Genomic DNA, 22029 nt, shown 5'->3' with positions numbered 1-22029 from the left:
GGCGTCGGGCCCCGGCAGTGCGGGGCGCGGCGGGGACCGGGCGCGGCCGGCACGGCCCGGTGGGTCCTACAGCCCGAGGGCGGCGTCGCGGGAGGCGTCGAGCTCGCGGCGCAGCAGCCGGAACCACATGAAGACCACGAAGCCGGCGAAGACGAACCACTCGGCCGTGTAGCCCAGGTTCTGGAAGGCCTTCATGTCCAGGCTCGTGCCGGCGGCGGCCGCCGCCGGCACCGGGGTGAGCCCGGCGGGGGAGTGGGTCAGCGTGATCCAGGCGTCGTAGACGTCGTCCTGCACCACGTTCACCAGAGAGGCGGCGCTGATCATGCCGAGCTGTCCCTCGGGCAGCCCGCCGGCCGCGCGCACGCCCTTGCTGCCCGCGTTCTCGGAGGCCTGCAGCGCGCCCGTCACCGTGACCTCGCCGGACGGCGGGGAAGGCGGCTTCGCGCCCTGCGGCAGCCAGCCCCGGACCACCGGAAGCGCCCGGCCGCCGTCCGTCTTCAGGAGCGTCAGCACGTACGCGCCGTCGCGGCCGTCGAGCTCGCGGCCGGGCACCAGGAACTGCTGCCCGAAGCGGCCGCTGGCCCGCGCGATCCGACCCGAGGTCTCCTTGTCCACCGGCAGCAGCGAGTCCAGCGCCTCGGCGGGCCGGGCCTCCGGGTCGGGACGCCGCTCGGCCTCCTCGTGGGATGCGACGCGTTCCTCGAACTTGCCCATCTGCCAGGTCCCCATGAACACGCAGAACGGGATCGCCAGCAGGACGAAGACGTTGATCCCCCACCAGCGGGGCGTTCTCAGGAACCGGTACACACCCCCACGGTACGCAAGCGCGCTCACGCCTCCGTCGGCCGGGTCCCCGCTGTCCCCAGGTGCCGGGCGGCGAAGGCCAGGCCCAGCGCGACCTGCTTGATCCGCTCCTCCACCACCAGCGAGCCGTGCCCCGCGTCGTACCGGTACACCTCGTGCACGGCGCCCCGGGCGGCCAGCCGGTCCACGTAGTTGTCGATCTGACGGATGGGGCAGCGCGGGTCGTTGACCCCGGCCGTGATGTGCACCGGGGCCTTCACCGCGTCCACGTACGTCAGCGGCGAGGACGCGGCGAACCGCTCCGGGACCTCCTCGGGGGACCCGCCGAGCAGGGTGCGGTCCAGGGCCTTGAGGGCCTCCATCTCGTCCTCGTACGCCGTCACGTAGTCGGCGACGGGTACGGCCGCCAGCCCCACCGCCCAGGCGTCCGGCTGGGTGCCGAGGCCGAGCAGCGTGAGATAGCCGCCCCACGAGCCGCCGGCCAGGACCAGCCGATCCGGGTCGGCGAGGCCGCTCGCCACCGCCCAGGCGCGGACCGCGGCGATGTCCTCCAGCTCGATCAGGCCGACCCGGTGCTTGAGGGCGTCCGTCCACTCCCGGCCGTAGCCCGTGGATCCGCGGTAGTTGACCCGCACCACCGCGTAGCCGTGGTCGACCCAGGCAGCCGGTCCGGAGGCGAAGGAGTCGCTGTCGTGCCAGGTCGGGCCGCCGTGCACCTCGAAGACCGTCGGGAACGGCCCGTCGCCCTCCGCCGGGCGCTGCACCAGGGCGTGCACCCGGCCGCCCGGGCCCTCCACCCACACGTCCTCCACCGGCACCGAGGGCGGCGCCGCGGGCCCCGGCGGGTCGAGGACGACGGAGCCGTCCGTGGAGCGCACGACCGGTGGCAGGGCGGCGGAGGACCACAGGTACTCCACGGAGCCGTCCGGGCGGGCCGTCGCGCTCGACACCGTGCCGGCCGGGGTCTCCACACGGACGAGGGCGCCGGTGGCGATCTCGTACCGCCAGAGCTCGCTGCGGGCCTCGAAGCCGTGCACCACCAGGAGGCCCGAGCCGTCCGGGTACCACTCGGCCGACACGTCGCCCGGCAGGTCGAGCCGCAGGTCGGTCTCCGCGCCCGTCGCCACGTCCCACAGCATCGGCTCCCAGCGGCCGCGCCGCTGGTGCCCGACGAGCAGCCGGGTGTCGCCGGCCACCGGGGCGAAGCCGAGCACGCTCAGGCCCAGCTCCTCCGTCCCGCCCTTGGTGTCGTCGAGCTCGGCGAGCACCGAGGCGTCCTCGGCGCGCAGCACCCGGATCGCCGAGTGCATCGCGTCCCCGTGCTCGGTGTGCTCGACGGCGACCAGGCGCGAGTCGTAGGACAGGTCGCCGACGCCGGCCGACTCCCGGTGCCGGTAGATCTCCACCGGGGCCCCGGCGCCCGGCCGCAGCAGGTGCACGGTCGAGCCGTCCTCGTCCGTGGAGCGGCCGACCACGACCGTGCCGTCCCGCCCGAGGGCGAGGCCGGCCGGGTAGGAGGCGGCGAGCCCGGGCACCGCGGGCTCGTCCGGGCCGCCCGCGAAGGGCTGGCGCATCCACACGCCGAACTCGTCGCCGTCGGTGTCCGCGAACCACCAGACCGACCGCCCGTCCGGGCTGAGCGTGCCGTCCGTCGTGCCGTTCGGCCGGTCGGTGACCTGGCGCTGTGCGCCGGTCGCGCGGTCCCACGCGTACAGCTCGTACGTCCCCGTCGCGTTCGACACGAACAGCGAGCGGTCCGGGGCCTCCTCGGCCCACTCGGGCAGCGAGACCCGCGGTGCGCGGAAGCGCCGCTCCCAGGCGGGGGCGGCCGCGAGGTCCTCGGAGGGGCCGCCGGTGTCCGTGCCGGCGGCCGTGGTGTCGTCCTTGCGCTCAGTCATGGAGCCATCATGCTCCGCCCGGCCGACAAATCGTTCGACCCGGCCGCAGCCTGTGGATAACCTCCCGGCCATGTACGCACCCACCCCCGACGACTGGCACGCGGCCAACCGGGCCCGCTGGGACGAACGCGTCCCCCTCCACGTCGCCAGCGAGTTCTACGACCTCGACGCCTTCCGCGCCGGCAAGGACCCCCTGCGCGACTTCGAGCTCGCCGAGGTCGGCGACGTCTCGGGACGCTCGCTGCTGCACCTCCAGTGCCACATCGGCCTGGACACCCTCTCCTGGGCCCGGCACGGCGCGCAGCGCGTGGTCGGCCTGGACTTCTCCGAGCCCGCCGTGGACGTCGCCCGCTCCCTCGCGGCCGACCTCGGGCTCACGCCGGACCGGGCCGCGTTCGTCGCCGCCGACGCCTACGACGCGGCCGAGGCGGTGCCGGACTCCTCGTACGACGTCGTCTACACCGGCGGCGGGGCGCTGAACTGGCTCCCCGACCTCGAACGCTGGGCGGAGACCGCCGCCTCGCTGGTGGCCCCCGGGGGCTTCCTCTACGTGGCCGAGTTCCACCCGATCACCGACTCCTTCGACGACGAGACGGCGACCCGGCTGATCAACGACTACTTCGTGCGCGAGCCGTGGGTCGACACCTCCGCCGGCACCTACGCGGACCTCGACGCCGACACCGTCCACAACCGCAGCGTCGAGTGGGTGCATCCGGTCGGCGAGGTCGTCACGGCCATCGCGAAGGCGGGGCTGCGGATCGAGTTCCTGCACGAGCACGACGTGACGCTGTTCCCGCGCTTCGAGACGCTCACGCGGCACGAGGACGGCTACTACCGCCTCCCGGCCGACCGGCCCCGCATCCCGCTGATGTACTCGATCCGGGCCTCGAAGGACTGACCGGCGACCCGGGGATCGCGCCGCGTCCCCCGCGTCGTCCCCGGACGGGGCCCCTGCCGGATGACGGGGCGTCCGCCCGCCGGATCCGGCCGGCCCGGATCCGGAGGCCGCGGGGCGCGCGGTGCGCGGTGCGTCGCGCGCGCCCCGCCGCGCGGGGCGCCGCGGCGGTCAGGGGCGCTTCGCTTCCGCGGGAGGCGGCCCGTGGTGCGTCCCGGGCCCGTCCGCTCCGGCCGTCGGAGGCACCGCGTGCGTCCGGCACTCCTCCGCCGCTCCGACGGCCGGGCGCACGTGGTGCGTCCGGCGACCGTCCGGGCCGAGGACCTGGGCGCCCGCCTTGTGGATCCGCAGCGACAGCACCGTCCCGATGATGCGGATCGACGGCGCGGCCCGCTCCATCCCCGTCGTGATGTCGTGCAGCTCGCCGACCGAGCGCAGCCAGGCCCCGACGGTCAGGTTGTGGCCGCCCGTCACCGAGGTGACCAGCCGGGTCTGCCGCAGCCGGGACAGGGCCGTCGCCGTCGGCGTCACGTCGAGGGGCGGCACGTCCGCCTTGATCAGCGCCCACACCGGTCGCCCCGAGAAGCGCGGCGCCGGTACGCAGTGGTGCACCAGCGCCCCGCCGTTGACGAGGGCGTCGAGCCGGCGCCGTACGGTCGACTCGCTCACCCCGCAGGTGCGGGCCAGTTCCGCCGCGCTGCGCCGGGCGTCCCCGGCCAGTTCCCGGACCAGGGCCTCGTCGAGTCCGCCGAGCGGCCGCGGCCGGGCCCGCCGCGCGCCGGGGCCGCCGGACGCAGGGCCCGCCGCCTCCGTCAACTGCTGCACCTGGCCCGGGGTGAGCTGGTCGAGCCGCCACAGATTGCGCGCGCTGTGCACCCCCGTGACGACCTGGGTCCGGGAGCGGATCACCCCGGGCAGCCGCTGCACCCGCCGGGACAGGTAGGCGTCGAGCGCGTGGAGGTCCGGGCAGAGGACCAGGAGCAGCAGATCGGCGTCCCCGGTCACCTGGTGCACGCCCAGGGTGCAGCCGTCACCGGCGAGTTCGGCCGCGGTCTCCTCGGAGCGGCCGCCCGCGCAGTCGACCTCCACCCACGCGTGGAGCGGCCCCCCGGGGCCGGGCGTGCGGGGCAGCAGACTCGCCCACGCGTAGCCGCCGGACGTCAGGTGCTCCCAGCGCCGGGCCAGGGTGTCGGGGCTCGCGCCCAGGACCGCCGAGAGCTGGGTCCAGCTGGCGCGCGGGGTGATCTGCAACGCGTGGATCAGCGCCAGATCCGCCTCCCCCAGGACGGATTCCCCGGTACGCATGTCCCTCCTTGGCCGATTCACGACAAACCGCCGGCCGGATCGGCCCGGGCCGCCAGGATTTCTCCCGGGACACGGGTGTGCAAGCGGCAGGCGCGACGTCCCACCACGAGGCCGGACTCATGCCACAGGTAGTCACGGCAGTCACAGCTGTCAAACGGGGTGGACAGGGGCAGATGGCGGACACGGGACCGCTGGACGGCCGGGAGCGGCAACTCGCCGTGCTGCGCGGCCGCATACGCGACGGGGTGCGGCTCGTCACCCTCACCGGGCCGCCCGGCGCGGCCAAGACCCGGCTGATCCGGGAGGCGTTGCGGTACGAGGACGTGGGGGCGCGCTGGGAACCGGCCAGCGCGCTCGGCCCCCGGCACCTCCCGGACCTCGCCGGCCGGCTCCGCGAGGGACTGGAGGACCCGGCCGCGCCGCCGCTCCTCGTCCTCGACGGCTGGGAACGCCTGGGCCGCGGCGGCCGGACCCTCGTGGCCGGACTGCTCCGCGAGGTCCCGGCCGCGGCCCCGCGCCTCACCGTCCTCGTCACGGCCCTGCGCCCGCTGTATCTGGAGGGCGAGACGACGGTCGTGGTCGGCCCGGAGTCCCTCCGCCCCGCCCCGGCCCCGCCCGGGCCCACGGGGGACGGACCCGCGCGGCTCCATGACGCCGCGCCGGGGCCGGAGCAGCCCCGTCCGGGAGTGCGGTCGGGTGACGGGTCTCGGCCGCTCCGTGCCGCCGGGTTCGGGTTGGAGCAGCCGTGGCCGGGGGTGGGGCCGGGTGACGGGCCGCCCTCCGTGCCCGGGCGCAGCCTGCCCTCGGCCGTGCGGCCCGGCGACGGGCCTTCGCCGCTCCGCCTCGCCCCGCCCGGGGACGGCGCGCGTCCGGCCGAGCGCCCCGGCGACGGGCCCCGGCCCCTCCGCCTCCCTCCGGCCGCCGGAGATCAGTCCGTTGGGGATCCGCCTGCCGGTACCCCCGCCGGTCCCTTTGCCGGTACCCCCGCCGGTCCGCCTGCCGGTCCCCCTGCCCGTCCGCCTGCCGGGGATTCGTCCGCGGGCGGGCTGCCCCATGGTGAGCTGCCCCTGGGTGCGCTGCCCGCGGGCGGGTTGCCCCATGGTGAGCTGCCCCTGGGTGCGCTGCCCGCGGGTGGGTTGCCGCATGGTGAGCTGCCCGTGGCTGGGCTGCCCGTGGCTGGGCTGCCCCGGGTCGAGACCTCGCCGCTGCAACTCGCCGCCGCCGAGCACGGCTACGCCCGGTGTGACCCCCTCGAACGGCTCCTGTGGGAGCGTCTCTCCGTCTTCGAGGGCTCCTTCGGGCGGGAGGCCGTCCTGGAGGTCTGCGCCTCCGGTGCGCTGCCCGCCGACGTCGTCCTCGACGTGCTGGAGCGGCTCGCCCCGCTCGCCCTGCTGCCCGCCGACGACGGGGGGTCCGGCGAGGCCCGCCACTGGATGCCGCACCCGATGCGCGTCGTCGGCGCCCGCCGGCTCGCCGCGCGCGGTGACCGCTGGGCCGTCGTGCTCCACCACCGCCGCTGGTACGTGAAGGTGGCCCGGCGCGCCGCCGACTGGTGGCACGGCGGCCGCCAGATCGACGCCCGCGCCCTGGCGCTGCTCGAACTGCCCGATCTGGCCGCCGCCATGGACCCGACCACCGCGCCGCTCTCCCCGGCCGCCGAGGCGGACGCGGCCGTCGAGATCGCGGTCTTGCTGTGGTTCCTGTGGGTGGCCTGCGGCCACGTCACCGAGGGCCGCGCCCGGCTGCGGCACGCGCTCGCCCTCCGCCCCGGCCCCGCCCCGGCCCGCGCCCTGTGGCTCGCCGCCTATCTGGAGCTGGAGTCCGGCCGGCCCCAGGACGCCGACCCGCTGCTCGTCCAGGCCTGGGCGGCCGCCGTGCGCGAGGGCGACGACCGGTGCCTCGGCATGCTGGCGCACCTGCGCGGAGCGACCGCGCTGTACCAGGGGCGGCCGGAGGCGGCCGCGGCCGAGTTCCGCGACGCCCTGGGCGTGTTGGGGGAGTACCCGGACCTCGGCCCGACCCGGCAGCTGTGCTGGACGGCGCTGGTGCTGGCCCTGGTCCGCACCGACCCGGAGGCCGCCCAGGAGGCTCTGGACCGGGCGGCGGTGCGCAGTTGGGCCGGGCGGGACGTCTGGGCGGACGCCTGGGCGCACTACGCCCGCGCCGAACTCCTCTACTGGGAAGGGGAGACGACCCGCGCCGCGGACCTCGCCGCGCGCGCGTTGCGCGGGCATCTGCGGCTCGGCGCCGTCAGCGGAGCGGCCTGCGCCGCCGAGCTCCTGGCCCAGATGCGGATCCTGCGCGGGCGCCCCAGGACGGCCGCCCATCTGCTGGGCGCCGTCGACCTCTTGCGGGCCGACGCCTTCGACGACGGCTACCGCCCGGCCGAGTTCTGCGCGCCCGGGCGCGCCCGCAGCGAGACGGCCCTGCGCGACCGCCTCTCGGACGCCGAACTGCGCCGGGCCTACGAGGAGGGTGCGCGCCGCGGCCTGTACGCGCTGGTCACGGAGTCCTGACCGAACGGGGGCGAAGGCGGCGGCTCCGGGGGACGTCCGGCTGACCTGCGCGGTGTCTACGATGGCGGCATGTTCGCCTACGCCGTGGCCGCCGTGTTCCTCCTGCTCTTCGGAGCCGGTGTGCTGCGCGACCGGCGTCGCTTCAGCAACGCCGTGTACCTCGGTCTCGCCGTGACGTTCCTCGGCCTCGGTCTGCTCGCCGGTCTCGAGGACGCACCGGCCGGCGTCGGCGTGAGTGTGGCGGTCATCCTGCTGATCGTGCTGGCATTCGGCCCGGTGGCGCTCGCCGTGCTGCTGTGCGTCAACGGCGTCAAGATGGTCCGCAAGGAGGGCAGGAGCCTTGGCACCCTGCTGTCGTTGCTCGCCGGACTGGGCATCTTCGGCGTGATGGGCCTGATGGCCGCCGCCGTCCTCACCCACTCCACGGCTCTCGGCATCGTCGTGGGCACCCTGCTGATGGTCCTCGGCTACGTCTCCTTCCTCTTCCTCTGCTTCGTCGGCTACGCCTTCCTCTACGGCCGGATGCAGATCCGCCGTGACGCCGACTACGTCGTCGTCCTCGGCTCCGGCCTGCTCGGCGGCCGCCAGGTACCGCCGCTGCTCGCGAGCCGGCTCGACCGCGGCCGCGAGGTGTACGCGGCGCTGGCCGCGCGCCGCGAGGTGGACCGGACGCCGATCCTGATCGTCTCGGGCGGGCAGGGCCCGGACGAGCAGCTCCCCGAGTCGCACGCGATGGCCGACTACCTGGTGGAGCGGGGCTTCCCGGCGGACCGCATCGTGCGCGAGGACCGCTCGCGCACGACCGAGGAGAACATGCTCTTCAGCCACGCCCTGATGGAGGCCGAGCGCCCCGGCTCCGAGTGCGTGATCGTGACCAACAACTTCCACGCCTTCCGGGCCGCGCTGCTGGCCCGGAAGGCGGGCGTGAACGGGCAGGTGGTCGGCTCGCCGACCGCCGCCTATTTCTGGCCGAGCGCGACCATCCGCGAGTTCGCGGCCGTCTTCCTCCAGTACAGGGCCGTGAACCTGGGGATCTGCGGGGCGCTGGTCCTGATGGGCGGGCTCGCGTACGTCGCCACGCTGGTCTGACCGTCCTACCCTGGAGTCAGCTGGCCTGCGCGCGGAGGCGACGTCATGAGAGCTCGGCACCATTTCCACATCGACTACCGGGGCCACTCGGTGAGTGCCACCGTCCAGACCGGTCACCGGCCGGTCGTCGAGGTCCTGGTGGACGGCAAGGAGACGGGGCACGCGACGACCCACCACGACCGCCCGGTCACCGTGCACGTCGAGCTGCCGACCGTGCCGCCGATCCCCGTGAGCATCCGCGCGACCCCGGGGCCCGGCGTGCCGCGCTGTCTGCTGCTCGGTCCGGAGGAGCCCGAGGTGCACGTGATGGCGCCCCGCATCTTCTAGCGAGCGTCCGCCGGTCACTCCGGTTGTCCCGGTCACCCACCGGCGGGTGCCACTCGGTCCGCCTCCACCGGCGGGCGCCCGGCGCCCTTCGCCCGGCCTCCCCCTGGTCGGGGCTCCGTGGCCGCTAGCTGAGCCAGACCATCCCTATCAGCAGGAAGACCACGAAGGCGACGGCCCCCGCCACGGCGGCGGTCCTGCGCGGGCGGCGCCGCGAAATCGCCGTGAGCGGGTTCTCGGTGGGCGGCTGGGCCCGCCGGGACCGGGCCGGCGCGGGCGTGGGCGCCGTCTGCGGCGCGGGCCGTACCGCCGGCTGACGCCGCGACTGCGGTGCGGGCCGGTGGTGGACCGGGGCACGGTGCGCGGGCGGTGCCGCCAGGGGTGCGCTCGGACGGTGGGGCCCGGCGCCGTGCGGCAGGGCCTGCGGGAGCGGCATCGGCTGGTCGCGCCAGGCGCCGGAGCCGAACCAGTCGGCGATGGCCTGTGCGGTGGGCCGCTGCTCCGGCTGCTTCGCGAGCAGCGTCAGCAGGAAGTCCTCGAAAGCGGCCGGCATCGGCGTGCCGACCTGTCGCGGCGGCGCCGGCGGGGTGTCGATGTGCTGGTAGAGCAGCGCGGTCGCGGTGTCGGCCCGGAACGGCGGCCGACCGGTGAGCAGTTGGTAGAGCACGCAGCCCAGCGAGTACACGTCGGAGGCGGGCGAGGCGGGGTTGCCGAGGGCGCGCTCGGGGGCCAGGTAGAGCCCCGTACCCACGATCTGACCGGTCGTGGTGAGCGCCCCCGAGGGGTCGTCGACGAAACGGGCGATGCCGAAGTCGGCCAGCTTCACGGTGCCGTCGGAGTCCATCAGGAGGTTGCCCGGCTTGATGTCCCGGTGGACCACGCCCTGTCGGTGTGCTGCCGCGAGGCCCGCCGCCGCGTGCGCGGCCACGGTCGCGACCTTCTCGGCGGGGAGCACCACCGGCCGGCCGGGGGCGGCGGCCAGGCTGTCGCCGTGCACCAACTCCATGACCAGGTAGAGCTTTCCGTCCCAGGTCCCGAAGTCGAAGACGCCGACCACGTGCGGGTGGCTCAGCCGGGCCGCGGTCTGGGCCTCCAGGCGGAAGCGGTCCGCCGCCGACGGGTCGTGCTCGTGACCCAGCATCAGCTTCACGGCCACGTCGCGCCCGAGCACCTCGTCGGTCGCCCGCCATACCTCGCCCATGCCGCCACGCCCGACACACACTTGGAGCCGATATCGGTCCGCGACCAGCACCTGTGATCCACCCTTCCCTCTGGACGCCTCATCGTAGAGCGGGTTTTGAAGGGTTCCTGCGGCGAGTCCGGGTCACGGGCGGAGAGCCGGGCGGGAAGACCGGTGGGGACGGGCCGGAGGGGCGGAGTCGCGGCGGGACGAGCGCCCGGCGCGGGGGAGGTGGGCGCTCCTCCCCGGAACGGGCCGTGACGGTGGCGGCGGCAAGGCGCCGGGCCCGGGGGACCGGCGCCGTACCGCTGCCGTGGTCTCTCAGGCGGTCCGCGTTCCCGCCATCCTGACGAGCAGGTGGCCGAGGGTTCCGCCGTGCGGGCCGAGTTCCCTGCCGTACCGGCGGATGACCCGGTTCTCGTGCGTCAGGTCGGCCGAGGGGCGCCGGGCCGCCTCGCGGACGTCACGGAGCGCCGAGGAGAAGGCGTTCCGGCGGGCGATCAGGGCGATGATCTGGTCGTCGACGGCGTCCAGCGAGTCGGCGAGCAGCTCCTCGGTGCCCGCGACGCGCGGCACGCGCGGTGCGCCGGGCCCTCGGACGCCCGACTCGGCGAGCATCGTGTCCAGCATGCGAACCATGGGGCTCTCCTTCTACGGGTCTGAGCCGGTCTCGTACGGGTTTCAGCCCGCCTCGGCCGCGATCCACTCCGCCAACTGCTCCCGCGTCGTGGCGGGATCCGCGACCAGCGCACCCAGGGCGTCCTCGGCCTGGGTGGTCGTCACCACCGCGGGGCAGCGGCGGCAGGCCTCCACTCCGGCCTGGTGCCACCATTTACAGTCGGTGCGCAAATGACAGCGGGGAACGGTGGTGGACGCGGCCTCGGGCACGGGCAGCGCCGCCATCCGGTCGATCAGACCGCACCGGCTGCCGGCCCGGTTGGCGCACTCGCTCACACAGTGCGAGGCGAACCGGAGCACGCGCGTGGCCGGAATGCCGTCCGGGATCGCGCCCGTGGCCGCCGCCGCGGGCAACGGCTCGGCGAGATAGCCGACCCGCCCGTCGGCGCCGCTGCGTACGCCGAGGACGACGGACTCGGGCCGGTCGGGCGCCCCGCTGGGGCACCAGCGCACCGCGGCCGGGGCGGCGTCCCGGAGGACGGTGTCCCCGGCGGCGGCGCCCGTGCTCCGATCCGTGGTCCGGCCCGTGCTCCGGTCCGTGGGCCGATCCGTGCTCCGGTCCGTGGTCTTCACCGCGTCCACCACCGGGGTCAGCAGGCCGCGGCGTCGGTCGACCGGGCCGAGACGAAGCCCACCGTGCTGCCTCCGCCGGTGGTGCTCCCGGCCTGCTGCTCCAGGGCGACGGCCTGGGCGATGCTGTCGGCGAGCTGCTCGTGCGTGACGACCCGGGAGTGGGCCGGGCGCTCGGCCGGCGCGGCGGTGGCGCTCGTGACGGCGGCCGCGACCAGGCCGGTGGCCAGGGCCGCCGCTGCCGCGGCGGAACGCAGGGTGGACTTCTTCATGGCGTCACATCCTTTGAACGGGCTGGGAACGCTGGAAACCATGGGAACGCTGGGAACGGTCGGGCGGGTGAGCGGCGCGGGGGAACCCCCGGGCGTGCCCCCTCCCCGGGCACGAAGCCCGGGGGTGCGATCACCGAGGTGAGAAGCCGGGCGACCGGCCTGGGCGGCCGGCCCCGGGCAACCGCCCCCGGCCGGGATCCCCGGTCGGGATTCCCGGTCGGGATTCCCGGTCGGGTCACCAGGTCGGGTTCGCGTACGGGTTCGCGCTCGGAATTTCCGGCTCGGATGCCAGGCTCGGATCCCCGGTCGGCATCCAGGCTCGGATCCCCGGTCGGCATCCAGGCTCGGATCCCCGGTCACCATCCGGGCCCGGGTCCCGGTCGGAATCCAGGCGGGGATCCCCGGTCGGAATCCCGTGGCGAAACCCTAGAGACGCTTGAGGCACCCGACCGGCAGCTTCCTGCGGCGGTTCCCCCTGCCGCCGCGCCTGCCGCCGGTCTGCCTCCTGCCCGCCCCCGGCGTTGCCCCCGCCGCCGGTCCGGCTCCCACCCTTCCACCGGTCTGCCTCCCGGCCCCCGGCCGGCCCTGCCCTTCACCACCGGTCGTGCACCGCCGGCCGCTAACGGCCTTCGCGCGCGCCCCGACCAGCCAGCGCCGTTCCGCCGCTCCCCGCCGCGGTCCCGTCGTCGTCCGTCCGGACGGTCAGCAGAGGTCGGCGGGCAGCCAGCCCTTGCCGACCGCCCGGCAGCCCGCCTGGAAGCGGCTGCGGGCGCCCAGGAGCTCCATCAGGTCGGCGGCGATGCGGCGCGCCGTACGGGGCGAGACGCCCAGGCGTTTGGCCACGGCCTCGTCGGTGAGCCCCTGGCCGAGGAGGTGGAGGGCGGCCTGCTCCTGGGAGTTCAGGCCGTTCGGGTCGCGTTCGCGCGTGGTCGTGCCGAGCGGCGTGGCGCGGGCCCAGATGGTGTCGAAGAGCGCGCTGAGGGCGGTCAGGGTGCCGGTTCCGGTCAGGACCAGGGCGCCGGCGGAGCTGTTCTCGTCGTCCACGGGGACGATGGCGATCTTGCGGTCCAGGATGGTCAGCCGGACCGGGAGGGACGGGGCGGTGCGCACCTCGCCGCCGTACTCCGTGAGCCATTTCGCGTACGAGACGGTGGCGGGGCTGTTGCGGACACTGTCGAGGTACAGGGTCCGCATGCGCACGCCGCGTTCGAGGAGTGCCTGGTCCTGGGGGCGGGCCGCCTCCATGTTGGCCGCCTGCTGACCGCCGCCGGGGGCGAGGGCGAGCACCTCCTCGCGGACGTCGCGGACGAGGAGCCGGATGCGGTCCCTGATCTCGTCGAGTCCGTCGAGCCGCTCGATTCCGTCGATGTTCTGGTGGGCCCTGGACGTGGTGAAATCCGCAGCCAATTGTGCGGCGGCCAAACGGATTTGTTCCGTCCGATGCTGTTCGGCGGCGACGCGTTCTTCCTGGCGGGCCATGAGGGCCTGAATCGCCATCTCGGGATTCACCGCGCGGAATGTCTGCGGACTGTCGAAGGGCGTTCTCACCAAAGCCAGTTCGCTGAGTTTGTCAAGGGCGTCGCGAAGTTCTTGCTCGGTCAGGTTCAGCGAGCCCCGAAGATCGAGCAGACCGGCCTGTGGATGGGCGAGTATCGCCCGATAGACCCGTGTGCAGGTTTCGTCTAACCCCAGGACATGCAGCAAGAGGTTCCCCGTTTGTGTCGGTCAAGACTGTCGCTGGTGGGTGCGCGGCGGGTGGTGAAGCGTTTCTGCGCAGTGTGTGCACAGTGTGTGCGTCAGGAGGAGGATCGCTGAAACCGGGCGGACCGTGCAACTGGTCCGCCCTTGCGGTGGCATGGCATATTCCGGCCATGGCCTCAATGGTCCCGGTTTGCCACTTGATGGCGGGTGCGTCGCCGACGGACGCTCGACGGATGATTCTCGTCCACGTTCGTATTCGATCACCCGAGGCCCTTCCCGAACGTGATGTGCTTGTGCGAATTCTTTCCGAGCACGTGTGCATCGAGGAACGCGTGGAGCACTTCAGCATCCATCCCGACGGACCCGGCTCCGTCACCGTCGGCTGTTTCGTACCGGCCGAATCCCTCGTGATCGCGGAAAACGTGGCGCTCGCCGTCGCGCAGCGCGCCGTCCGGTCCTCTCCGGCCCTCGACGGCGCCTGGATCACCAGTAGTTCGGGCGCCATCGTCGCGGAGTACTTCGAGCGGCTCCGGGATTCCGCAGGTCACGATGGACGGTCTATGCGATTGCCGGATCAGGACATCGCGGATTGCTGACAGGGGCCCCCGCCCCGGGTGAATCTCTTCTCACCGAAGCGCACCGGCCGGGAACGACCGGCCGGGGCGGATCGGAGGCCGGGACCGTCACCGCGGGACGGACCGGCCGTGGATCCGCCGTCAGCAGACCATTCCAGCCATAGGAGTACCTCGTGTCTCGCAGCCGTGTCCTCTTCCCCAAGTTCGCCGCGGTCATCACCCTGGTCGCCCTGCCCGCCCTGGGCACCGCCGCCCTCGCCGCCGCCGGTACGGCGACGGACACCCGGATCACCGCCGACGCCACGCCGGCGCCGACCGCCACGCCGTCCACGGGCAAGGACACCACGGGCTGGGAGTGAGGCCGGTACCGCGCCGCCTCTGGAGGTGACATGAGCACGTCGGTCATGGAGCGGCCCGGACTCTTCGCGACGCTCCTCCAGTCCTACCGGGCGACCGAGGGGCTGACCCAACAGCAGCTCGCCGACTTCGCCACCCTCAGCGTCCGTGCCATCCGCGACCTGGAGCACGGGAGGGCGGAACGCCCCCGGCGGGACACCGTACGGCTGCTCGCCGAGGCCCTCCGGCTCGATCCGGCCCGGCGCGCGGAGTTCGAACGCGCCGCCCGGGGCAGCACCCCCTCGCGCACCGCCGGCGCGCATCCCGAACCGGCCGGCATGCCGTCCCCGGACGCCCGCCGGGCCTACGAGTACAGCACCGTCCTGCTCGACTCGCTCGCGTCCGGCTCCAGCGACGGCGAGTGGTCCCGCGCCCTCAACGACCTGGCCCGACAGGCCTGGCGGCTGGTCTCGGTGGACCGCGGCGTGGCCTTCCTGGAGCGCCGGCTCGGCTGACGGCACCACCCGTCCGCCGCACCCGCACCACCGTCGCATCCGAAGCCGCACCGCATCGGCCGCCGCACCCGCATCCGAAGCCGCACCGCATCAGCAGCCGTGCACGCGTCGAAGCCGCACCGCATCGGAGCCGTACCCGCTCCGCGTCGGGGCCGTACCCGCACCGCATCGACCGCCGTACCCGTACCCGTACCCGTACCCCGCATCCCATCCGTACCCGCACCCGCATCCGTACCCGTACCCCGTGCGCCGTGATCCGGCGCCGGTCCGCGGCCGCGCTCGCAGGCGCTCGCGCCTCTCGTTTCCTCGGACTTCCCTTCTGAAGGTTGATATGCAGCTATCACAGGCCGGGGCACCCCCCGCCAGGAATGCCCTGCACGTCGTGGTCACCAGCGTCGCGTCCGACTCGCACACCTGGAACCTGATCTACCTCCAGCTCCTCCTGGAAGAGCTCGGCCACCGGGTCACCAACCTCGGCGCCTGCGTGCCGGACGACCTCATGGTCGACGAGTGCCGCAGGCTGCGCCCCGACCTCGTCGTCGTCAGCAGCGTGAACGGCCACGGCCACCACGACGGCCTGCGTGTCATCGGCCGGCTCCGCGACTGCCCGGACCTGCGGGAGACCCCGGTCGTCATCGGCGGCAAGCTCGGCATCACGGGCGGCGGCGACCGGGGTCCGCTGGAGGAGCTGCGCGCCGCCGGATTCGACGCCGTCTTCGAGGACGGCACCGGCATCGCCCAGTTCCAGGGCTTCGTCCGCGAGCTCCCCGCCCGGGTGATGGCGAGAGTGACGGGATGAGCGTCGGTTTCGGGGCCTTCGTCAAGGAGGCCCAGGACATGGGCGACCTCGTCGTCCAGCCGCGCATGGGGATGAGCGACCCGGCCGAGATGCGCCGCGGGCTGCTCGCCACCAAGCACGCGACGGCGACCACCGTCGGCACCATCACCCTGGACAGCTACACGCGCGTCAACGACATCGAGGCCGCCCGCCGCGCCCTCGCCGCCGGCGGAGCCCTCAACGGCTATCCGATCGTCAACCACGGCACCCACGTCACGGGCGAGGTCCTCGACGGCGTCCTCGACCCCGGCTTCCCGGTGCAGGTGCGGCACGGATCCGCCCAGCCGGAGGCCATCTTCCGCGCGCTCGTCGGCTCCGGACTCACCGCCACCGAGGGCGGCCCCGTCTCGTACTGCCTGCCCTACAGCCGCGCCCCGCTCACACAGTCGGTGGCCAGCTGGTCCCGGTGCTGCGAGGTCTTCGCCCGCCTCCGCGAGGTCGGCCAGGAGCCCCACCTGGAGACCTTCGGCGGCTGCATGATGGGCCAGCTCTGCCCGCCCGGACTGCTCGTGGCGCTCAGCGTCCTCGAAGCGGTGTTCTTCCGGGCCCACGGGCTGCGCAGCGTCTCGCTGAGCTACGCCCAGCAGACCAGCACCGCCCAGGACGAGGAGGCGCTGCGCGCCCTCGGCCGGCTCGCCGGCGAACTGCTCCCCGACGTCGACTGGCACATCGTGCTGTACGCCTACATGGGCGTCTACCCGCGGACCGAGGACGGCGCGCTGCTGCTCCTGGAGCGGGCGGCCCGCCTCGCGACCCGGGCCGGCGCCGCCCGTCTCATCGTCAAGACGGCGGCGGAGGCGCACCGCATCCCCACCGTCGAGGAGAACGTCACGGCCCTCGAACTGGCCTCGGCGGCGGCCGCGGACGAACGGGCCCGCGTCCTGCCGGGCGGCCGGCCGCCGGCGGCCCCGGAGACCGGGATCTACGAAGAGGCCCGCATGCTCGTCCGGACCGTCCTCGACCTGGACCCCGACATCGGCCGGGCCCTGGTCCGGGCCTTCGGACGCGGCCTGCTCGACGTCCCGTTCTGCCTGCACCCGGACAACCCCGGCCGGTCCCGCGCCCGCGTCGACACCGACGGCCGGCTGCGCTGGACCGCGATCGGCGCGATGCCGATCGGGGGCGTCGCGGAGATCACCCCGGCCGCCGGGATGACCTCGGACGCGCTGCTCAGCTCGCTCTCGCACGTCCAGCGCACCTACGACGAACTGGCCCTGGCGGAGGGCGCCCGACGCCGGGCCCTGGCCGGCAGGCAACCGGCCCTCCTCCCCTAGACCCCGCCCCCGAGGCGCGGCCCGCCCCCGCAGGTGGCACCCGCCCGCCCCCGAGGCGCGGCCCGCCCCCGCCGGTGGCACCCGCCCGCCCCGAGGCGCGGCCCGCCCCCGCCGGTGGCACCCGCCCGCCCCGAGGCGCGGCCCGCCCCGCCGGTGGCACCCGCCCGTATCCGCGGTGCCCACCCCTGCCGGTGGCGCCCGCCCACACCCGTCACGCCCGGCCACACCCGTCACGACCGCCCGTACCCGTCACGACCCTCACGACCACGACCGACAGGACGCGACATCATGACCCTGACCTCACCCGAGACGGCGAACCGTGGCGAGCTGCTGCCGCCCGCCGACCCCCGGGAGCACCTCAGCTCCCCGGTGACCCGGGCCGCGCTGCGGATCCAGCAGCGGCTGCTCGCCGGCGCCCGCGAGTACCTGACCGGCGCCGGCTGCGCGGAGATGATGCCGCCGATCATCGGCCCGGTGACCGACCCCGGCATCCGCGGCTCCAAGCAGGTCGACCTGGACTTCTACGGGCACAAGTACAAGCTCATGACCAGCGCGATCCTGTACAAGCAGGCCTCGCTGCTCGCCTTCGACAAGATCTTCTGCATCGCCCCGAACGTGCGCCTGGAGCCGCTGGAGACCGCGAACACCAGCCGCCACCTGGCCGAGTTCCACCAGATCGACGTCGAGATCGCGGGTGCCTCGCGCGACGAGATCACGCAGGTCGTCGAGGAGCTCGTCCGGCACATGATCGGCCGCGCGGTCGCCGACTGCGCCGAGGACTTCGCGCTGCTCGGCCGGGACACCGCCGTCTTCGACACGCTGCTCGGCGCGCCGTTCGGGCGGCGTACCCACGCCGACGCCGTGGCGGAGCTGCGGGCCGGGGGCCACCCGCAGAGCCCGGACGCCGAGATCGACTGGCAGGGCGAGGTCATCGTCTCCGAGGCCGCCGACCGGCCCTTCTTCCTGACCGACTACCCGAAGGGATCCCGCGGCTTCTACGACCGCGAGAGCGCCGAACAGCCCGGTGTGCTGCGGAACTTCGACCTGATCGCCCCCGAGGGCTACGGCGAGCTGTGCAGCGGCAGCGAGCGCGAGTACGACTACGGCCGGATCGTCACCCGGATGCGCGAGACCGGCGAGAACCCCGCGAAGTACGGCTGGTACCTGGCCATGGTCCGCGAGGGCATCCCCGGCTCGGCCGGCTTCGGCATCGGCGTCGAGCGGCTCACCCGCTACGTCACCGGCCTCGACGCCGCCTGGCAGGCCAACGCCTTCCCCAAGCTCCCCGGCCGGGTGTCCCCGTGACCGGATTCCGCACCCCCGCCCTCCCCGAGGAGCGGATACGCGAGAGGGCCCGCCTCGGGACCGCCGCGGCCTTCCCCGACGTCGCCGCCTACGGCAGCACCGCCTTCGGCCAGGACACCGCGGACGGCACCGGCCGGGACGCCCTCGACGCGCTCCGGATCACGCCGCCGGTGTTCATGCCGCTGCGTCTGGAGAAGCTCATCGACCTGGGCCGCGAGCCGCTCCACTCGGACGTCGAACTCACGACGCTGATAGGCGGGTTCACCTCGCCGCTGCCCGTCTACCTGTCCGCCTTCGGCTCCACCAGAGCCGCCGGCACCGACCACGTCCTGGCCCTCAGCCGGCAGGCCGGCCGGCTCGGCATCCCCATGGGGGTGGGCGAGAACATCATGCCCATCGCCGGCTACGGGCGCGCCGGGGAGGACAGCGGACGCACCGTCCTGGACCGCATCCGCGCCTACACCGGCGAACTCCCCGACGGTCTGGGCGGCCTCGTCGTCCAGCAGAGCACCGAGGACGCCGACGCCGAGGTGTGGAACCTCGTCTACAGCGACCCGGGCGCCCAGCCGCTCCTCGACAGCGGACGCCTGGCCTTCGAGCTGAAGACCGGCCAGGGCGCCAAGCCGGGCCTCGGCGGTCTCACCGTGCTCGACCGCGCCGAGGCGCGGCGGGTCGACGAGCAGTACGCCATCGAGCCGGTCTACGGCGCCGAGGCCGAGCGCGTCCTGCGCTGCAGCAGCCCGGGCACCTTCACCGAGGAGATCCTGCGGCAGCAGATCCACCTCATGCGCAACAACTACCCGCGCGCCAGGGTGTGGGTGAAGCTCCACCCCGGCCGGGACATCGGTCGTGCCGCGGCCGTCGCCTGGGCCGCCGGCGCCGACGCGGTCACCGTCGACGGCGCCGAGGGCGGCTCCGGCTGGGCGCCGCGCGCCTTCCTCGACCAGGTCGGCCTCCCGCTCGGCGAGTGCCTGGCCCGCATCGGCGGCGCCGGCGGCAGCCTGCTGGCCTCGGGCCGGATCTGGGAGGGGAGCCGGGCAGCCAAGTGCCTGGCGCTCGGCGCGACCGCCGTCGGCCTCGGCCGCGGCGCGCTGGTCGCCGTCGACGAGAACCCCGACAGCGGCCTGGTCAACCTGGTCGACTGCCTCGCCCTGGAACTGCGGATGCTGATCAGCGCCCTGGGCAAGTACACGCCCCGGGCACTCGGCCCCGAGGACCTGTGGGCGCCCCAGCCGCTCCTCCCGGCGCTCGCCGGGGACCCCCGGGAGGCCGTCGCCCATGAGTGACACCGACACCGGCACCCCCACCGCCCCCGCCGGCCGCCCCGCGGGCCACTACCTGGGACTCAACTACCTCACCTTCACCGGTGCGATGGGGCTCTCCGCGCTCGGCGACGCCGCCTGGTACGTGGCCCTCACCTGGACCCTGTCCCGAGAGGTCAGCGCCGCCGCCGCGGGCAGCCTGCTCGCCCTGGCCGCGCTGCCGCGGCTGATCGCCCTGCTCGGCGGCGGCGTCCTCGCCGACCGCACCGGGCCGCGCCGCCTCATGGTCCTCACGGACCTGGCGCGCTGCGCGGTGATGGTCGGGGCGGCCGGACTGCTCTTCCTCACCAGCCCCTCGGTGCCGCTGCTCTTCGTCACCGCCGCCCTGGTGGCCCTGCTGAGCGCCTTCTTCATCCCCGCCTCCGGAGCCATCAAGCCGCTGCTCCTCGACGAGGCCCATCTGATGCGCGGCAACGCCCTGTTCGTCCTGGGGCTGCGCGGCGGACAGGCGGCCGGCGGACCGATCGGCGCCTCCCTGATCGCGCTCGGCGGACTGCCGCTGATCGCCCTCGCCAACGCCGTGGGCTACGCCGTGTCCGCGCTGGCCAGCGCCCGGGTGAAGCTCGTCCACGACGTGCCGCCGCCACCGGAGCGCAAGCCGTTCCTGCGCGAACTCACCTTCGGCCTGCGCTATCTGCGGGGTGAGCGGCACCTCGGCCTGATCCTGGTCGTGCTCGCGCTGAGCGAGCTCAGCTGCGCCCCGCCGGTCAACCTCGGCCTGGTGGTGCTGTCCGACCGGGCCGGTACGGGCGCGGCCGGGGCCGGCTATCTGCTCACGGCCTACACCGTCGGTGCCGTCGCCAGCTCCTTCGTGACCATGCTGCTGCCGAAGGCGAAGCGGGTCGGGATCGCGCTGATGGCGGAGACCGCTCTCGCGGCCGTCTGCCTGGCCGCTCTCGGCAGCGTCGGCGACCTGACGGCGGGGCTGGCCCTCTACCTGGTCCTCGGCCTGGTCACGGGGCTCTCGGGAGTCATCCTCGTCTCCCTGACGCAGCAGTGGACCGGGGCGGAGGTGCGCGGTCGCGTGATGGCCGTGCTGTCCCTCGTCATCTTCGGAGCGGCCCCGCTGGCGAACGCCGTCTACGGCATGTCGCTCGACTGGCTCGGCTTCGGCCCCACCCTGCGCGTCTTCGCCGCCCTGTGTCTCGCGTCCACGGCGATCATCGCGCTGACTCCGACCCTGAGGAGCGCCCGCCTTGGCTGACAACCCGCGCGGCGAGTCACGCGTCAGCGGCTTCCCCGCCCTCGCCGACCTGCACGAACGGCTCCGCGGCGGCACCCTCACCAGTAGCGCCCTCACCCGCCTGTGCCTGGACCGCATCGCCGCGGTGAATCCCGTCCTGAGCGCCGTCCTCGCGGTCGACGCCACCGCCCTGGAGCAGGCCGCCGCCGCCGACCGGCGCTACGCGGCCGGCGCCCCGCTCGGCCCGCTCGACGGCATCCCGGTCCTGGTCAAGGACAGCATCGACACCGCCGGACTCGCCAGCACGGCCGGCTCCCGTCTGCTCGCCGTCGCCCCGCCCCGCCGGGACGCGGCGGTCGTGGAACGGCTGCGCCGGGCCGGCGCGGTGGTCCTCGGCAAGACCAACCTCACCGAGTGGTCGAGCTTCCGTACGACGCAGGGCTGCGAGGGCTGGTCGGCGGTCGGCGGGCAGACGGTCAACCCGTACTCGCCGCAGCGCACCGCCTCCGGTTCCTCCTCCGGCTCCGCGGTCGCCGTCGCCACCGGCATGGCACCGCTCGCGCTCGGCGCCGAGACGGACGGCTCGATCGTCAGCCCGGCCGGGATCTGCGGGGTGGTCGGCCTCAAGCCGGCGCCCGGCACCCTGCCGCTCGACGGGGTCGTCCCGGTCTCGGACACCGAGGACTCGGTGGGTCTGCTCGCCGGGCGCGTCGCCGACGCCGCCCTGGCCCTCGGCGTCCTCACCTCCGGTGCCCCGGCCCGCGGCGCGGCCCCCGGGCCGCTCGGCGGCGCGGGACGGCGGCTCGGCCTGTGGCGGGTGCCCCGGATGCCGGCCCAGGTGGGCGCCGTCCTGGACGCGGCCGCCGGGGCCCTGCGGGCAGCCGGGTTCACCCTGGTCGACGTCGAGATCGACATCGACCGGGAGATCCTGATCGACGGACTGCGCGCCATGTACGCCGAGTTCACGCCCAGCCTGGAGAAGTACCTGGCCGGCCGGGACGGCGTGCCGAACACCCTGGCCGAGATCGTCGAGGACAACCGGGCCGATCCGGTGGAGCTCTCCCTGTTCGGCCAGGACCTCTTCGAGACGGTCCTCGGACTCACCGACGCCGACCGCGCCAGGGCGGAGGGCGGCCGGGCCCGGGCGGTGGAGCGGGCCGTGGAGCTGCTCGACGGCACGCTGCGGCGGTACGGGGTCGAGGCCGTCGTCGCCCCCACCAACGAGCCCGCGTGGCTCGTCGACCACCAGCTCGGCGACCCGTACTCCCCGGGCAGCTCCACCCTGCCGGCGCTCGCCCGCAGACCCAACGTCACCGTGCCGGCCGCGCACGGCGGGCTGCCCGTCGGCATCTCGCTGTTCGGCCCGGCCGAGGAGGGCCGGCTGCTCGGGCTCGCCCTGGAGGCCGAGCACGCGCTGGCCCGGCAGCCGCACGCGCTCCTCGTCTGAAC

Annotated in this window: 21 protein-coding genes; 13 read left to right on the top strand and 8 right to left on the bottom strand. The window is 74.6% G+C overall.

The genetic code is table 11. From position 1 onward, the window contains the following. Positions 1 to 66 precede the first annotated feature (66 nt). Together ACGF1Z_RS20875 and ACGF1Z_RS20870 are read right to left on the bottom strand one after the other, a co-directional pair. Positions 67 to 807, bottom strand: a complete 741-nt coding sequence (locus tag ACGF1Z_RS20875; RefSeq protein WP_393006057.1) for an SURF1 family protein — start codon at positions 805 to 807, stop codon at positions 67 to 69. 23 nt (positions 808 to 830) lie between these two features. After that, the gene (locus ACGF1Z_RS20870; protein WP_393006055.1) at positions 831 to 2702 is read right to left on the bottom strand and encodes a prolyl oligopeptidase family serine peptidase; all 1872 of its coding nucleotides are present in this window, start codon (positions 2700 to 2702) and stop codon (positions 831 to 833) included. A 70-nt stretch (positions 2703 to 2772) separates the two neighbouring features. On the opposite strand from ACGF1Z_RS20870, the gene ACGF1Z_RS20865 reads away from it, so the two are divergent. Further along, a complete protein-coding gene (locus tag ACGF1Z_RS20865; RefSeq protein WP_393006053.1) occupies positions 2773 to 3600 on the top strand; it encodes a class I SAM-dependent methyltransferase in 828 nt (275 codons plus the stop codon). A gap of 168 nt (positions 3601 to 3768) precedes the next feature. Here ACGF1Z_RS20865 and ACGF1Z_RS20860 read toward each other — a convergent pair whose 3' ends face one another. Continuing rightward, complete coding sequence (locus ACGF1Z_RS20860) at positions 3769 to 4902, bottom strand: Lrp/AsnC family transcriptional regulator (protein ID WP_393006051.1); 1134 nt, start codon at positions 4900 to 4902, stop codon at positions 3769 to 3771. Positions 4903 to 5075: 173 nt separating this feature from the next. On the opposite strand from ACGF1Z_RS20860, the gene ACGF1Z_RS20855 reads away from it, so the two are divergent. From ACGF1Z_RS20855 to ACGF1Z_RS20845, 3 genes are all read left to right on the top strand, one after another. Continuing rightward, positions 5076 to 7418 carry a hypothetical protein gene (locus ACGF1Z_RS20855; protein WP_393006049.1) on the top strand — a complete coding sequence of 781 codons (2343 nt, stop codon included), beginning with the start codon at positions 5076 to 5078 and terminating at the stop codon, positions 7416 to 7418. A gap of 69 nt (positions 7419 to 7487) precedes the next feature. Beyond that, entirely contained in the window at positions 7488 to 8507 is a 1020-nt protein-coding gene (locus tag ACGF1Z_RS20850) for a YdcF family protein (protein WP_393006047.1), read from the top strand. Between the two features lie 45 nt (positions 8508 to 8552). Then, positions 8553 to 8834 (top strand): hypothetical protein, encoded by a 282-nt coding sequence (locus tag ACGF1Z_RS20845; protein ID WP_393006045.1) that lies wholly within the window; start codon positions 8553 to 8555, stop codon positions 8832 to 8834. Positions 8835 to 8958: 124 nt separating this feature from the next. On the opposite strand, the gene ACGF1Z_RS20840 is transcribed toward ACGF1Z_RS20845, so the two are convergent. From ACGF1Z_RS20840 to ACGF1Z_RS20820, 5 genes are all read right to left on the bottom strand, one after another. Beyond that, complete coding sequence (locus ACGF1Z_RS20840; RefSeq protein WP_393006043.1) at positions 8959 to 10053, bottom strand: serine/threonine-protein kinase; 1095 nt, start codon at positions 10051 to 10053, stop codon at positions 8959 to 8961. Positions 10054 to 10332: 279 nt separating this feature from the next. After that, positions 10333 to 10650: a hypothetical protein gene (locus tag ACGF1Z_RS20835; RefSeq protein WP_393006041.1), complete on the bottom strand. Its 318-nt coding sequence runs from the start codon at positions 10648 to 10650 to the stop codon at positions 10333 to 10335. Between the two features lie 42 nt (positions 10651 to 10692). Further along, positions 10693 to 11262, bottom strand: coding sequence for a hypothetical protein (locus tag ACGF1Z_RS20830; protein WP_393006039.1), 570 nt, complete (start codon positions 11260 to 11262; stop codon positions 10693 to 10695). 17 nt (positions 11263 to 11279) lie between these two features. Continuing rightward, positions 11280 to 11531, bottom strand: coding sequence for a hypothetical protein (locus ACGF1Z_RS20825; RefSeq protein WP_393006037.1), 252 nt, complete (start codon positions 11529 to 11531; stop codon positions 11280 to 11282). Positions 11532 to 12233: 702 nt separating this feature from the next. Further along, the gene (locus ACGF1Z_RS20820; RefSeq protein ID WP_393006035.1) at positions 12234 to 13028 is read right to left on the bottom strand and encodes a helix-turn-helix transcriptional regulator; all 795 of its coding nucleotides are present in this window, start codon (positions 13026 to 13028) and stop codon (positions 12234 to 12236) included. Between the two features lie 437 nt (positions 13029 to 13465). Here ACGF1Z_RS20820 and ACGF1Z_RS20815 point away from each other — a divergent pair, with 437 nt between their 5' ends. The 9 genes from ACGF1Z_RS20815 (at position 13466) to ACGF1Z_RS20775 (ending at position 22027) form a co-directional block, all read left to right on the top strand. Then, positions 13466 to 13828, top strand: coding sequence for a hypothetical protein (locus tag ACGF1Z_RS20815; RefSeq protein ID WP_393006033.1), 363 nt, complete (start codon positions 13466 to 13468; stop codon positions 13826 to 13828). A gap of 152 nt (positions 13829 to 13980) precedes the next feature. Then, positions 13981 to 14166 carry a hypothetical protein gene (locus ACGF1Z_RS20810; protein ID WP_393006031.1) on the top strand — a complete coding sequence of 62 codons (186 nt, stop codon included), beginning with the start codon at positions 13981 to 13983 and terminating at the stop codon, positions 14164 to 14166. 30 nt (positions 14167 to 14196) lie between these two features. Continuing rightward, complete coding sequence (locus tag ACGF1Z_RS20805) at positions 14197 to 14658, top strand: helix-turn-helix domain-containing protein (protein ID WP_393006029.1); 462 nt, start codon at positions 14197 to 14199, stop codon at positions 14656 to 14658. A 331-nt stretch (positions 14659 to 14989) separates the two neighbouring features. Next, on the top strand, positions 14990 to 15457 hold the full coding sequence (locus ACGF1Z_RS20800; RefSeq protein WP_393006027.1) for a cobalamin B12-binding domain-containing protein: 468 nt from the start codon (positions 14990 to 14992) through the stop codon (positions 15455 to 15457). Beyond that, positions 15454 to 16770, top strand: coding sequence for a methylaspartate mutase (locus tag ACGF1Z_RS20795; RefSeq protein ID WP_393006025.1), 1317 nt, complete (start codon positions 15454 to 15456; stop codon positions 16768 to 16770). Before ACGF1Z_RS20800 ends, ACGF1Z_RS20795 begins: the two co-directional genes overlap by 4 nt. Positions 16771 to 17058: 288 nt before the next feature. After that, the gene (locus ACGF1Z_RS20790) at positions 17059 to 18075 is read left to right on the top strand and encodes an asparagine synthetase A (protein WP_393006023.1); all 1017 of its coding nucleotides are present in this window, start codon (positions 17059 to 17061) and stop codon (positions 18073 to 18075) included. Continuing rightward, complete coding sequence (locus ACGF1Z_RS20785; RefSeq protein ID WP_393006021.1) at positions 18072 to 19361, top strand: glutamate synthase-related protein; 1290 nt, start codon at positions 18072 to 18074, stop codon at positions 19359 to 19361. The genes ACGF1Z_RS20790 and ACGF1Z_RS20785 overlap by 4 nt, the downstream gene beginning before the upstream one ends. Continuing rightward, positions 19354 to 20601 (top strand): MFS transporter, encoded by a 1248-nt coding sequence (locus ACGF1Z_RS20780; RefSeq protein ID WP_393006019.1) that lies wholly within the window; start codon positions 19354 to 19356, stop codon positions 20599 to 20601. Before ACGF1Z_RS20785 ends, ACGF1Z_RS20780 begins: the two co-directional genes overlap by 8 nt. Further along, positions 20594 to 22027, top strand: a complete 1434-nt coding sequence (locus tag ACGF1Z_RS20775) for an amidase family protein (protein ID WP_393006017.1) — start codon at positions 20594 to 20596, stop codon at positions 22025 to 22027. The genes ACGF1Z_RS20780 and ACGF1Z_RS20775 overlap by 8 nt, the downstream gene beginning before the upstream one ends. The last annotated feature ends 2 nt before the right edge of the window (positions 22028 to 22029 follow it).

The sequence above is a fragment of the Streptomyces sp. NPDC048018 genome, assembly GCF_043202995.1.
Lineage (GTDB): Bacteria > Actinomycetota > Actinomycetes > Streptomycetales > Streptomycetaceae > Streptomyces.
Note: the sequence above shows the minus strand (reverse complement) of the source record. Positions and strands in the feature narration are given on the sequence as shown.

What these genes read in the sequence shown, in the direction of transcription:
- ACGF1Z_RS20870 (WP_393006055.1), bottom strand. Translation starts at nt 2,702, where the DNA reads ATGACTGAGCGCAAGGACGACACCACGGCCGCCGGCACGGACACCGGC.
- ACGF1Z_RS20865 (WP_393006053.1), top strand. Translation starts at nt 2,773, where the DNA reads ATGTACGCACCCACCCCCGACGACTGGCACGCGGCCAACCGGGCCCGC.
- ACGF1Z_RS20860 (WP_393006051.1), bottom strand. Translation starts at nt 4,902, where the DNA reads ATGCGTACCGGGGAATCCGTCCTGGGGGAGGCGGATCTGGCGCTGATC.
- ACGF1Z_RS20855 (WP_393006049.1), top strand. Translation starts at nt 5,076, where the DNA reads ATGGCGGACACGGGACCGCTGGACGGCCGGGAGCGGCAACTCGCCGTG.
- ACGF1Z_RS20850 (WP_393006047.1), top strand. Translation starts at nt 7,488, where the DNA reads ATGTTCGCCTACGCCGTGGCCGCCGTGTTCCTCCTGCTCTTCGGAGCC.
- ACGF1Z_RS20845 (WP_393006045.1), top strand. Translation starts at nt 8,553, where the DNA reads ATGAGAGCTCGGCACCATTTCCACATCGACTACCGGGGCCACTCGGTG.
- ACGF1Z_RS20835 (WP_393006041.1), bottom strand. Translation starts at nt 10,650, where the DNA reads ATGGTTCGCATGCTGGACACGATGCTCGCCGAGTCGGGCGTCCGAGGG.
- ACGF1Z_RS20825 (WP_393006037.1), bottom strand. Translation starts at nt 11,531, where the DNA reads ATGAAGAAGTCCACCCTGCGTTCCGCCGCGGCAGCGGCGGCCCTGGCC.
- ACGF1Z_RS20820 (WP_393006035.1), bottom strand. Translation starts at nt 13,028, where the DNA reads ATGGCGATTCAGGCCCTCATGGCCCGCCAGGAAGAACGCGTCGCCGCC.
- ACGF1Z_RS20815 (WP_393006033.1), top strand. Translation starts at nt 13,466, where the DNA reads ATGATTCTCGTCCACGTTCGTATTCGATCACCCGAGGCCCTTCCCGAA.
- ACGF1Z_RS20805 (WP_393006029.1), top strand. Translation starts at nt 14,197, where the DNA reads ATGAGCACGTCGGTCATGGAGCGGCCCGGACTCTTCGCGACGCTCCTC.
- ACGF1Z_RS20800 (WP_393006027.1), top strand. Translation starts at nt 14,990, where the DNA reads ATGCAGCTATCACAGGCCGGGGCACCCCCCGCCAGGAATGCCCTGCAC.
- ACGF1Z_RS20795 (WP_393006025.1), top strand. Translation starts at nt 15,454, where the DNA reads ATGAGCGTCGGTTTCGGGGCCTTCGTCAAGGAGGCCCAGGACATGGGC.
- ACGF1Z_RS20790 (WP_393006023.1), top strand. Translation starts at nt 17,059, where the DNA reads ATGACCCTGACCTCACCCGAGACGGCGAACCGTGGCGAGCTGCTGCCG.
- ACGF1Z_RS20780 (WP_393006019.1), top strand. Translation starts at nt 19,354, where the DNA reads ATGAGTGACACCGACACCGGCACCCCCACCGCCCCCGCCGGCCGCCCC.